This window comes from Alteromonas sp. NFXS44 (assembly GCF_040148705.1).
Classification (GTDB): Bacteria; Pseudomonadota; Gammaproteobacteria; order Enterobacterales; family Alteromonadaceae; genus Alteromonas.
Genome location: NZ_JAGDEA010000012.1, coordinates 846,429 through 858,921, shown reverse-complemented (window position 1 = coordinate 858,921; position 12,493 = coordinate 846,429). Strand labels below are relative to the sequence as shown.

Genomic DNA, 12,493 nt, shown 5'->3' with positions numbered 1-12,493 from the left:
TCCTCAGTCCTTTACCTGTGACCGCTGAAACCACATTGCCGGTGCTTTTCGTTGTCCGCTGGTATGTTCGTCCAGTGTTTGCGGGTCATACAGCCTGCCGTTTTTAATCACGCCGGACAAATGCTCTGTGCGGGTAATGTCCCCGTCCGGATCGTCATTCAAAATGAGTATATCTGCCAGCTTACCTGATTCCAGGCTACCGATGAATTGCTGCCGGCCAATGGCTGTCGCTGAACCCATGGTGGCGGCGTAAATCGCTTCCCGGGGCGTCGCACCACCCTCAGTATACGCAGCCATTTCCCAGTGCATACCTATGCCCTGCATTTCACCATGACTTCCCATCGCCACAATACCGCCACGGCGTTGCAGGTTAATCGCATCTTGTGCGAAAGACGGATAACGGCGATCGCTGTGCCGGTGGAACCTGGGTAAGTCGGTGATCTTCTTTTGCAGAATAAAGTTTGGAATAAAATGGTGCAACTTTGCACTTTTATAAGGAGAGCGCTGCGCAATAAAATCGTATAAGCCGGCAGCGCCGCCGTATAACACAGTGAGTGTCGGGGTATAGGAAATACCGCTCTGCGCATACAGACTAAGGACGTCGTTATGCAACGGGGAAACCGGCAAATTATGCTCATTGCCACTGAATCCGTCGATAGCATGGAGCAGGTTCAGACGCAGATTACTGGCCCCTTCCGTTGTCGGCATCATGCCCATATCTTCACTGGCCGCCTGCATCATTTGCTGCTGCAGACGGTTGCCCACCATGTAAGATTTCAGGTTTTGTGTGCGGTAGTCATTTTTATACCGTTTTAGTATCGCTTTTGCATCGTCAACGCTGTGAATACGGCTGTTGCGGAAGATACCGGGGCCGGTTGAGAAAGCGCGGGGGCCGGTAATCAGGCCGGCATCAATGGCATCCTGATAGAAAAAAGTGTCGGGGGTGAATGTCTGCACATCTAAGCCCGATGTCACACCGTAGGCAAGATTAACCATAAACTCCCACTGACCCGTGAGATCAGGAAGAGTGCGGTTGAGACTCATCCAGTGTGCATGCGCGTCGATTAAGCCGGGGATCAGTGTTTTGCCGGACAAATCCATGATTTTGGTTTCAGCGGTTACCGGCGCAGTTCCTGCCTCGCCCACGTAGCGGATACGGTTGTTCTCAATCAGCAAATCACCTTGTTCGATAACGGCATCAGGTGATGCCATGGTTAAAATTTTTGCGCCCCGGAGCAGAAGGGATTGTTCGGGAATATCCCTTGGGATCCGGGCTGATAACGCAACGGTCTGTGCGTTGACATTGTCCACTGTACCGCGGTGCCAGGTGTTCCCTGACAGCCAGTAAAATTCAGTGGAAGACAGCCAGCCAAAGTCATCTACTCCGCCCTTAATGATGAGGGAATCTAGATGCATGGATAAGTCGAAAGGGACGTCTGCTGACATTTCAGTGCCGTCTATGAAATAGAGTTTTGCACCCGAACGGACAAGCATGGATTTGCCGTCTGGATTTCTTCTTACAGCTTCTGCAGGTAATTTGGCTTCGATATATTGGTTGCCCGACATATCCACGATTAATGAAGTCGTGACATCATCCGGTTGGACAAGGGAAACCGATTTAAAACCGCCGGCGGTATCGGCGAATAATCTGTCACCCGCTTCATTCAGTGCCAGATGCCGCGCATTTATTCGCGGGATCAGCGTTTCCTGCCGGCCGGTGGATAAATCGATTTTAATCAGCGCATTGTCAATGGGCTGGAATACTTCGGCCTGCGTATTTAAGCGATCCTGCTGATTGGCCCGCAGTGCGTAAACAGTGTTGTCGTCAGCGGAGAACACCGGCGAATAGTAGGTGTCGTCGTACTGACTGATTTTCTTCGCTGCGTTACTGCTGGCAGGGTCAAATACCCTGATACTTCCGCTTTGTGTACTGCTCCAGGTTACGAAGACTAACTGACCGCCCTGATGTGACCAGGAGGGCTGAAAAGCAGTATCCGTTTGCGTTGGCAGGGGAGAAATGTCATCTCCTTCACCGGCAAGATAGAGTTTTCCGAAAGCAGAAAACGCAATGCGCCCGGTGTCAGGCTGCACATTCACACCCTGGACGGTACGGTTCTCTACTGCGCCGGTTTCTTCAGCTATTTGCACTCTGGTATTATTTCTTGCCTCCAGCGCGACTTCGGCTTCAAAAGGCAGTGTAGTTTGTTCGCCGGTGGCCAGTTCAATGCGTCTGAATTTACCGTTGATATTGGTGATCAGGGTTTTGTCATCGCGGGTCAGTACTGCACGGGGAAGCAGACCTGTGTAGTAGCCGCCTTCTTCACCGGACTGATCCAGTGTCAGGCCCAGCCAGCGCTCTTTACCGGTTTGCAAGTCACGGATTTTGTAGTCCAGCGTATCATCATGATGGGCGGCAAAAAGCAGGAAATCGCCGCCGTGTGAAAGGAGAGGGTTAAGCAGACTGTTGCTGTCACGGACAAGCGAAACCGTTTCATTGCCGGTGGCAGATTGCGAGATAAGCTGCCATTTCGCAGGTACCTGAGGAGACCAGGTGGTCCCGGACTTTCTTGAATAAATAAGCTGGCTGCCATCATCGCTGACCGATACCGCCACGGCGTTTAACCGGGTGTCAAAGCCTTCTGAACCGGTGGGTTTGGCATCGGTGATTTTGTTAACTTTGCCGCTTAAGGTGTACTGATAGATTTCAAAGGCCAGCAACGAGTAGTGCATCTTTGATACATAAACACTCTCACCATCAGCGCTCCATGCCGGCGTGGCATACATCATGGCTTCCTTATCGGAAGACAGCTTTCGCTTTGCTGAACCGTCTGCATTAGCAATCCATAAATTAATGCTGCCATCGCGGTCGCTGATAAAGGCGATTTGTTTGCCGTCCGGGGAATAAACCGGATGATATTCAAATGCCATTCCTCCCAGCAGTAAAGAGGCTTTCCCTCCCTCTGCCGGCATGGTGTAAATGTCGCCCAGCATATCGAAAATCAGCGTGCTTTCGTCGGGTGAAATATCGAGGAAAGGCCAGGTGACCTCATCAGTGGTGAAGCGAATCGTTTTTTGGGCGGGTAGCAAGCTCTCCGCTTTTAGAGAGAAAGCAGTACACAGCAGTAAAAGAAGAAGGGTTTTCATGCTCAGAAATACAAAACCGGCAAGTATGACATGTTACCAGCATGCCAGTAGCTACCGGTGCAAACCAGAGTGAAACATTATAATGGCCCCATTACGTTACACATTGACCTGCTCTGAACAGGGAGGACGGACTCTACTCTGCTAGCATGACGAAAAGTTCAGAGAATTGATGTTATGTACGCACCCGCCCCGTTTTATTCAGATTGCCCCGAACTGGCAGCGAAGCTGGTCGATGATATTGTTATGGGCACACTGGTTGCTGCCGATCCGTTACAGTCTGCCAGCCCGCTACCTTTTAAAGTCAGAAGCCGGGAGGGACAGCTGGTATTAGAAAGTCACCTCGACATCCGTAACCCCCTGTGTGAAATCCTGCAGCAACAGAACCGCGGAAAGATTATTTTCTGGGGGCCGGACGCCTACCTGTCACCGGCACTATATTCCCGGCAGCCACGTGTACCTACCTGGTTATTTGTTTCTGCGCATCTTGCCGGTACGGTTAATTTTGTTAGTGCTGAAGAAACTGTCAATATTGTTACGGCACTCAGTAATGACAAAGAAGCATCAAGAAATACCTGGAAATCTGAAAATGCGCAAGAATATATAAATAAAATCGCAACAGGAATTAAAGGGTTTATTTTTCATGTTGAAAAAATAGACAGTCAGTTGAGGTTGGGGCAGCAAAATTCCCCGGAGGTATTTGCTGATTTAATAGACAAAATGAATAATGATAATTTAAATGATTATTCAGAAATATTAAAAGCAATAAATGAATATTTGTAGATATAAATGGATTTTGATTTATTTCAATATTAACTTTTTCATATTTGAATTAACTGTATGATTTTAAAGTGTATTTGTGCCTGGCTTAATTGTGTTTTAAATTTATTTGTTTTGGTTTAATAATTCTCCATGTAAATAATTTTAAATTATCTTGTCTTTTAAAATTATCATTTCAACGCCCTTTGCTTGAATTATTTTCTCTCAGGTAATTATATCCCGCTGTTTTTCGTTTGAGCCGTTCAAACAGGAAAATATAAATATAATAATTCCAGGGAGTTAAAAATGATTAGACAGAGTCTTATCGCGCTGGCGATAGGTACTGCTATGGGCGTGAGTTTTAATGCAAGCGCTGCTGCAGGTAGTACATCAAGTGTTTATGGTACTGTTGAGGCCATGTCAGGCCAGCAAGTAGCCATCGTTATCAGTAATCCTCAAACGGGATACAGCAGAACGGTAGAAGTAGGTGAAGATGGTTCATACCGCTTCGCAAAACTGGATACCGGCACATATAACATCCAGATCATTGCCAATGGCAAAGTGTTAGCTGAAGACGAGCTGCGCGTGTCCCTTGGTTCTAACAAAGAAGCTGACTTTAACCTCGACGAATTAACCGCAGAGCGTATTGAAGTTACCGGCGCCCGAGTTTCAGCCATCGATTTAACCTCTATGGATTCCGGCCTTGTAATGGGCGAAACCGAAATTGACCGCATGCCTATTGCCCGTGACCTTACATCGGTTGCACTGCTGGCGCCGGGTGCAGTAGCCGGTGATTCGGCATTCGGTAATACCGCCTCTTTCGGTGGTGCATCGGTTGCTGAAAACTCTTGCTACATCAACGGTCTGGAAGTAACGAATACCCGTCAGGGTCTGGGTTGCGGTTCCGTACCTTTTGAATTCTACAAAGAGTTTCAGGTTAAAACCGGTGGTTATTCTGCAGAGTTCGGCCGTACAACCGGCGGTGTAATTAACTCGGTAACCAAAAGCGGTACTAACGAATGGGAATTTGACTTCACAGCCAACTGGACGCCGAATGGCTTACAGGAAGAAGGCAGTGTATCCCGTGGCCGTCAGGGCACCGGCGCTATTTTCCGTGATACCACAAACGATTTCGACAATTCCTTTGATTATACCGTTTCTGCATCAGGTCCCATTATTGAAGATAAGCTGTTCTTCTATGCGCTGATCAATCCGCGGGATGTGCATAACCAGTTTGGTGGCACTAACGGTACTGAACGCTTTGCCGGTGCGAATATCATGAACGTTGATGAGTCATCCGGTTCAGATAATCTGTTCTGGGGCGCTAAAATTGACTGGGATATCACTGAAAATCACCGCCTGAGCTTCTTCGGTTATTCAGACAAGAACGAAACAACCCGTACCGTCTACGATTACGATGCTGAAACCGGAACTATTGGTGACTACTCCGGTTCATTCCTGCGTAAGCGCGGCGGTGAAGCGAAAAGTGTGACCTATACCGGTTACCTCAATGACGACCTGTCTGTTAGCGCAATGTGGGGTAACATCCAGACTGATTACAGCTCTGACCCCAGTAACCTTGATTGTTCAAGCGTAACTGATGCACGTGACGGCATTACCGATGCAGAGCGTGTTTCTTCATGTGGTCCCGGCGGCTCTTTCGGCGCTAACGAAGATGAAAATACCCAGTATCGTTTCGATATCGAATACTACTGGGGCGACCACAAAATCAACGCTGGTCTGGATAAACAAACCCGTGAATCCATCCGTGTCACTCAGCCGATTGCCGGTCACTCATGGACGTATGAAACGCTGGCCGCCGGCGGTAACATTCAGGGCGACTCCGGTTCGCTGTACGTGAACAACACCGGTGCTGCACAGGATCTGGTTTCAGACCGTATCTTCTCCGGTGGTGGCAGCTTCGAGTCTGATCTGACTGCTTACTACATTGAAGATAAATGGCAGGTAACAGACACTCTGATGTTATCTATCGGTATCCGTAAAGACATCTTCTCCGGTGAAGGTACGACAGGTAAGGAACTGTTTGATTTTGATACCGACATTGCTCCGCGCTTAGGCTTTACGTGGGATGTGGAAGGCGATGGCGAGTCTAAGTTGTACGGTAACTATGGCCGTTACTATCTGCCAATTGCGAACAATACTATTTACCGTTCTGCTGCCGGTGTAAGTGATACAACCACTTACTACACCTTTGACGGTATCGACGCCGCAACCGGCGTACCTACCGGCCTGAACCCTGTGAATGGTACTGTAGAGAATTCTCAGTACGCGAGTTCATTACCGGCTATTCCTGAAAAGGATATTTTCCAGGCTCAGGAAGCTGACCCGTTCGCGAAAGATGAATACATCTTAGGTTACCAGCGTGCGATTTCCGAAGATCTCTCCATGGAAGTGATCGGTACGTACCGCGAAGTGACCAGTGCACTGGATGACTACTGTGGTCGTTACGCTTACCCGTTCTGCGTTATGGTGAATCCGGGCGAAGACATGAGCTGGTACAAAGATGGTTACTACTGGGATGGCACACAGGAGCTGATGCCTGATCACGAAACTTTCGACGGCGTGGCTGATCCCGGCTCTCTGACAACGCACACTGCGGAAACGCTGATGCTGCCTGAAGCAGAGAACAAGTATCTGTCATGGCAGGCTAAAATTGACTACCGTGCAGAGGACTACCGTCTGAACTTCATCTACACCTGGTCTCGCAGCTGGGGTAACTTTGAAGGTGCGGTTAAATCTGATATCGGTCAGGCAGATGCGGGTGTAACGCAAGACTTCGACTTCCCTGCAGTCATGGATGGTTCAAGTGGCTACCAGCCTAACGACCGTCGTCACGTGTTCAAGATGTATGGTTCGTATGACGTAACTGAAGACTTCACAGTGGGCTTTAACTCTACGCTTTCAAGCGGTCGTCCGCTGTCTGCGTTTGGTCAGGGCTACCCGGATACAGATCCGAATGTATACGGCAGCTACGGCGATACGTTCTACATCTATCAGGGCTGTGCTGTAGAGGGTGATACCTGTGCACAGGAAGACAAGCTTTACCGCTATGCACCACGTGGCAGTGCAGGTCGTACACCGTGGACCTTTAAGGTTGACTTGTCAGCAGCTTACGCATTCTCTTACGAGGGTGTCGATATGCGTACGTCCATTAACATCTTCAATGTGTTAAATACACAAGAAGCGCTGGCGCTGAATGAACATTACGAAAGTAGTGAAGGTACAGTTAACCAGTGGTATGGCGCAGCTTACAGCTGGCAGGCTCCGCGCTCAGTAAGATTAACGTTCGAGGCGCGTTACTAAAATAACGTCTCACCTGGACCCGAAGCCCCTTCTCCCAAGGGGCTTTTTTTATGCCTGCGGTTTAGCGGGCCGGTCCGCTATTGATTGCCCAGTGCCCGGTTCACGTGGTCAGCAAATGCGTCTGCTCTCATAAACCCCGTTACCCTGGACTGATTGATTTCTTCACCGGCAGTATTGAAAAACAAAATGGTGGGCAATCCCAGTACATCAAACTCGTCCTGGAAAGCCAGATTCACCGGCGTGTTCTCTGTGAGATCGATTTGCATCCATACCGTGTTTGAAAGCGCAGAGATGACCGCCTCATCGGGAAAGGTGTACTTCTCAAATTCTTTACAGGCCACACACCAGTCGGCGTACAGGTCGACCATCACCGTTTTGCCTTCAGCATTTGCAGCAGCCAGCTTCTGTTCGAAGTCATCCAGGTTTTTAACGACCATAAATTCCGGATGACCCGCATCATTCCCGTGCTGACCATTTTGCTGCGCAACCGGCGATGACGTGCCGCCAAACAGCGTGACATAACCGGTCATTGCACTGGCGAATAAGCCCAGTGAAATAAGCAAGGTGCGTACACCCTTCATGAAAGATGGCTGTGTGGGCTGATTGACTACGCTGTAGTAAGAGAAGGTAGCAAGACCCGTTAATGCCCATAGCAGATTAGTCCAGGACGAAGACCACAGGCGCTCGATAAACAGAATCGCAACGGCGAGCATCATAAAGCCGAAGCTCACCTTCACCACGTTCATCCAGTTACCGGCCTTAGGAAGCAGTTTTCCGCCAGTCATACCAAACAGAATAAGAGGAATACCCATTCCCAGGCTAAGTACGTACAGTGAAATGAAGCCCAGTGTCATGTCGCCGGTTTGTGCGATAAACAACAAAATACCGGTAAGCGGTGCGGTGGTGCAGGGAGAAGCCACCAGACCGGACAGTACACCCATCACAAATACACCGGCAAAATTGCCGCGTTTCTGATTATTGCTTACATCGTTAAGTTTGCTTTGCCAGGACGACGGCAACTGAATTTCATACACACCGAACATGGCCATGGCCAGCGCAATAAACAGCACAATAAACACGCCCAGAATGGCCGGGTGCTGAAGGGCTGCCTGGAACTGTACGCCCGCTGAAGCAACTACGAGACCTAAAATGGAATAGGTAATTGCCATGCCCTGCACATACACAAAGCTTAAGGTGAAGGCGCGGCTTAAGCTCATGCCTTTACCCTGACCCAGCACGATGCCGGATAAAATAGGGTACATGGGGAATACGCATGGTGTGAAGGCAAGACCAATGCCCAGCGCCAGAAACAGCAATAAGGTCACAGGCAGATTGTCTTTGTCAGCCAGTCTTTCAGCCAGCCCGAACTGCTCAGATTTTACCACTTCGCCGGTGGCTTCTGAGGGTGCGCTGCCCTGTACAGCGGGTTCTGTATCACCCACAGCAGACAGATAAATCACTTTTACGGTCGGGGGGTAACACAGGCCGGCGTCGGCGCACCCCTGGAAGCGGACTTTCACCACGCCATCCTCTTTGGCCTGGTTTACCGGTACGGTAAAGGAAACATTGTGGTAGTACACTTCGGTGAGTCCAAAAAACTCATCTTCTTTTTCTTTGCCTTCCGGAAATACCGGCTCACCTAATTCGACGTCTTTCCCCACCAGTTTGAACTGGTGCTTATAGAGGTAGTAGTCGTCTGCAATGGTAAAGTTAAGGGTGAGTTCATCGTCGTTTTGCTGAAAATCAAACACGAATGCGTCATCAACAGGCAGAAAGTGAGGCTCTTCCTGTTGCGGGAAGGCGTCTCCCTGATTGAAATCCGGAATTTGTGCTGAGGCCTGTGCGGGCAGCAATAAACACAGGCAAATAAACAGCAGAGACGAAAAATACTTCATAACAAGCTTATCCTTCAGAAAAAGCGCAATATCGCGGATGGTGGCTCAGCCGTCCAGCTCCGGATACTGAATTATCAGGGTGCAACGGACATTTCCTATAACTGACCGTGACAGTAGCGGTATTCTTTCAGATTTTTCTGTTCAGAACGAATCCCTTACCGTGAAAACTGTCGTACTCATAAGAAATAACTTGTGTTTAAAGTGAGCAACCCCACTTTACCCTTTCAGTTTGCTGGTAACAGTCTACGTAAATTTGTGCTGCAGCCGGCATTAAACTTAAGCAACGAGGTTTAGTTTTGCGACTTTTATTTTTGCTGTTCGCCATTATGCCCATCATCGAAATTGCCTTACTGGTAAAAGTTGGCGGCATCATCGGCGGATGGAACACCATTGGAATTGTGTTATTAACCGCCTTCATCGGCGCTTATTTTGTGAAGCGGGAAGGCATTCACACCTTACAGATAGCGCAGGAAAAAATGCAGCGCGGTGAAATGCCGGGCAAAGAAATGGTGGAGGGCCTGATGCTGGCCGTGGCCGGTGTGTTAATGGTAACGCCGGGCTTTATCACGGATATTTTCGGTATTTTGCTGGTGTTGCCCGGGACCCGTCACCTTATCGCCGGATTTGTCAGCAAGCATATGAAGATGCGTGTGGTCACGGCCGGTTCGTTCCAGCAACAGGGACCTTTTGCCGGTGGCGCCGATCCATTCGGTCAGCGTCCTCAGGGTGGCCAGTACAATGCTGACGGCGATGTATTTGAAGGCCAGTACACCGACAAATCAGCCGGTGAAGATAAGCCCCGCCTTAAATAAGCTTCTGCGGCCGCACGCTCCGTCGTGTGGCCTGATTGTTCTGTTCTTCAATTATTTATCCCGCTCCCCTAAGAAAAGTAAAAAAATTTGCATTTTTTTCACCAAATCCCCTTGAAGTTGTAGGGTGACTCCCCCATCTCTCCACGCAGAACACGATTTGAAGGCAGGAAACTGCTTTCTCTATACAGTAAATGGCGTACACAAGACCGTACGTCCTTGTTAACTAACATTTAGATAGTTGGAATTTTCAGGAGACTTGAAAATGGCAATTCGTCCTTTACACGACCGCGTAATCCTTAAGCGCGCTGAGCAAGAAACCAAATCTGCCGGCGGCATCGTGCTTACCGGTTCTGCTGCAGAAAAATCTACCCGTGCGAAAGTTATCGCCGTGGGTAACGGCCGTATCCTTGAGAACGGTGAAGTTAAAGCTCTTGACGTAAAAGTTGGCGACACCGTTATTTTCAACGACGGTTACGGTGTAAAAACCGAGAAGCTGGAAGGTGAAGAAGTGCTTATCGTTAGCGAAAGCGACATTCTGGCAATCGTTGAGTAATAGACGTTTAACGTTTTAACCGTATTTAGAGGAATTTAAACATGGCAGCTAAAGAAGTACGTTTTGGTGATGACGCCCGCACGAAGATGCTGAAAGGCGTTAACATTCTTGCAAACGCAGTAAAAGTAACCTTAGGTCCTAAAGGCCGTAACGTAGTACTGGATAAATCATTCGGTGCGCCTACCATCACTAAAGATGGTGTATCTGTAGCCAAAGAAATCGAACTGGATGATAAGTTCGAGAACATGGGCGCGCAGATGGTTAAAGAAGTTGCGTCTAAAGCAAACGACGAAGCGGGTGACGGTACTACTACTGCAACCGTTCTGGCGCAGGCTATCGTAACTGAAGGTCTGAAATCAGTTGCAGCGGGTATGAACCCGATGGATCTGAAGCGCGGTATCGACAAAGCCGTTATCGCTGCAGTTGAAGAGCTGAAAGCCCTGTCTACTGATTGTGCCGACAGCAAGTCTATCGCACAGGTAGGTACTATCTCTGCAAACTCTGACGTAGAAGTAGGCGAAATCATCGCTGAAGCTATGGAAAAAGTTGGCAAAGAAGGTGTTATCACTGTTGAAGAAGGTCAGGCTCTGCAAAACGAGCTTGACGTGGTTGAAGGTATGCAGTTTGACCGCGGTTACCTGTCTCCTTACTTCATCAACAACCAGGAAAACGGCACTGTTGAATTAGACAACCCGTTCATCCTGCTGGTTGACAAAAAAGTTTCTAACATCCGTGAACTGCTGTCTACGCTGGAAGGCGTGGCGAAAGCGGGCAAGCCTCTGCTGATCATCGCTGAAGATGTTGAAGGCGAAGCCCTGGCCACTCTGGTTGTTAACAACATGCGCGGTATCGTGAAAGTAGCTGCTGTTAAAGCACCTGGTTTCGGTGACCGTCGTAAAGCGATGCTGCAGGATATCGCTATCCTGACTGGCGGTACTGTTATCTCTGAAGAGATTGGTCTGGAGCTGGAAAAAGTTCAGCTGGAAGACTTAGGTACGGCGAAGCGCGTTGTTATCAACAAAGACAACACGACTGTTGTTGACGGTGCGGGTGATGAAGCGGCTATTGAAGGTCGTTGTTCACAGATTCGTGGTCAAATCGAAGATTCTTCTTCAGAGTACGACAAAGAGAAGCTGCAGGAACGTCTGGCTAAACTGTCTGGCGGTGTTGCGGTAATCAAAGTGGGTGCTGCTACTGAAGTTGAAATGAAAGAGAAGAAAGACCGCGTTGAAGATGCACTGCACGCTACCCGCGCTGCGGTACAGGAAGGCGTAGTACCTGGTGGTGGTGTTGCACTGGTTCGTGCTGCTGCAAAACTGGCAGAACTGACTGGCGACAACGAAGACCAGACTCACGGTATCAAGCTGGCTCTGCGCGCGATGGAAGCGCCTCTGCGCCAAATCTCTATCAACTCTGGTGCGGAAGCGTCTGTTGTTGTTAACGAAATCAAGAACAGCGAAGGTAACTACGGTTACAACGCAGGTAACGACACGTACGGCGACATGCTGGAAATGGGTATCCTTGACCCGACTAAAGTGACTCGTTCAGCGCTGCAATTCGCAGCGTCTATCGCCTCTCTGATGATCACCACAGAAGCGATGGTTGCTGAACTGCCTAAAGACGAACCTGCAGCACCAGATATGGGTGGCATGGGCGGAATGGGCGGCATGGGTGGAATGATGTAATCATTCTCCGCTTCAGCCACTCGTTGTAATTCAATGAGTTAGAAGCCTATTGAAACTAACTGTGGTACGATTTGTATCACGGTTAGTTTCACACTTTTCCCTTAATCTTTTCCCACGATATTCCATCAGCTTCCCAATAGCTGTCTTTTATTTCCTTTACCCTAAAAATTAAGCCCTGTGCTGCTCTTTGAGATTGTGGAACTAAATCGCAGGTCACTGCTTTATCTCAAATTCATTTTTCACATCACTGCTGGACCAACTTTTGATCCCGCACTACATGAGTTTACAGAGCCGTAAACTGGCCATTTTTATAGAAAATTGCTA

Annotated in this window: 7 protein-coding genes; 5 read left to right on the top strand and 2 right to left on the bottom strand. The window is 48.8% G+C overall.

Annotated features, from left to right (window positions below; genetic code table 11):
- Positions 1 to 3 precede the first annotated feature (3 nt).
- Positions 4 to 3,087 carry an amidohydrolase family protein gene (locus J3369_RS20715; RefSeq protein ID WP_349590573.1) on the bottom strand — a complete coding sequence of 1,028 codons (3,084 nt, stop codon included), beginning with the start codon at positions 3,085 to 3,087 and terminating at the stop codon, positions 4 to 6.
- 231 nt (positions 3,088 to 3,318) lie between these two features.
- Between J3369_RS20715 and J3369_RS20710 the strand changes: the two genes are divergently transcribed.
- On the top strand, positions 3,319 to 3,924 hold the full coding sequence (locus J3369_RS20710; RefSeq protein ID WP_349590570.1) for an FMN-binding negative transcriptional regulator: 606 nt from the start codon (positions 3,319 to 3,321) through the stop codon (positions 3,922 to 3,924).
- A gap of 282 nt (positions 3,925 to 4,206) precedes the next feature.
- Positions 4,207 to 7,224 carry a TonB-dependent receptor gene (locus tag J3369_RS20705; RefSeq protein ID WP_303572373.1) on the top strand — a complete coding sequence of 1,006 codons (3,018 nt, stop codon included), beginning with the start codon at positions 4,207 to 4,209 and terminating at the stop codon, positions 7,222 to 7,224.
- Between the two features lie 77 nt (positions 7,225 to 7,301).
- Here the strand turns inward: J3369_RS20705 and J3369_RS20700 are convergent, their stop codons facing one another.
- Positions 7,302 to 9,119 (bottom strand): protein-disulfide reductase DsbD, encoded by a 1,818-nt coding sequence (locus J3369_RS20700; protein WP_349590568.1) that lies wholly within the window; start codon positions 9,117 to 9,119, stop codon positions 7,302 to 7,304.
- Between the two features lie 296 nt (positions 9,120 to 9,415).
- Between J3369_RS20700 and J3369_RS20695 the strand changes: the two genes are divergently transcribed.
- The 3 genes from J3369_RS20695 (at position 9,416) to groL (ending at position 12,169) form a co-directional block, all read left to right on the top strand.
- Entirely contained in the window at positions 9,416 to 9,931 is a 516-nt protein-coding gene (locus tag J3369_RS20695; RefSeq protein ID WP_119503060.1) for an FxsA family protein, read from the top strand.
- A gap of 262 nt (positions 9,932 to 10,193) precedes the next feature.
- A complete protein-coding gene (locus J3369_RS20690; RefSeq protein WP_349590566.1) occupies positions 10,194 to 10,484 on the top strand; it encodes a co-chaperone GroES in 291 nt (96 codons plus the stop codon).
- A gap of 41 nt (positions 10,485 to 10,525) precedes the next feature.
- The gene (gene groL, locus J3369_RS20685) at positions 10,526 to 12,169 is read left to right on the top strand and encodes a chaperonin GroEL (protein ID WP_349590563.1); all 1,644 of its coding nucleotides are present in this window, start codon (positions 10,526 to 10,528) and stop codon (positions 12,167 to 12,169) included.
- The last annotated feature ends 324 nt before the right edge of the window (positions 12,170 to 12,493 follow it).

What these genes read in the sequence shown, in the direction of transcription:
- J3369_RS20700 (WP_349590568.1), bottom strand. Translation starts at nt 9,119, where the DNA reads ATGAAGTATTTTTCGTCTCTGCTGTTTATTTGCCTGTGTTTATTGCTG.
- J3369_RS20705 (WP_303572373.1), top strand. Translation starts at nt 4,207, where the DNA reads ATGATTAGACAGAGTCTTATCGCGCTGGCGATAGGTACTGCTATGGGC.
- groL (WP_349590563.1), top strand. Translation starts at nt 10,526, where the DNA reads ATGGCAGCTAAAGAAGTACGTTTTGGTGATGACGCCCGCACGAAGATG.
- J3369_RS20710 (WP_349590570.1), top strand. Translation starts at nt 3,319, where the DNA reads ATGTACGCACCCGCCCCGTTTTATTCAGATTGCCCCGAACTGGCAGCG.
- J3369_RS20690 (WP_349590566.1), top strand. Translation starts at nt 10,194, where the DNA reads ATGGCAATTCGTCCTTTACACGACCGCGTAATCCTTAAGCGCGCTGAG.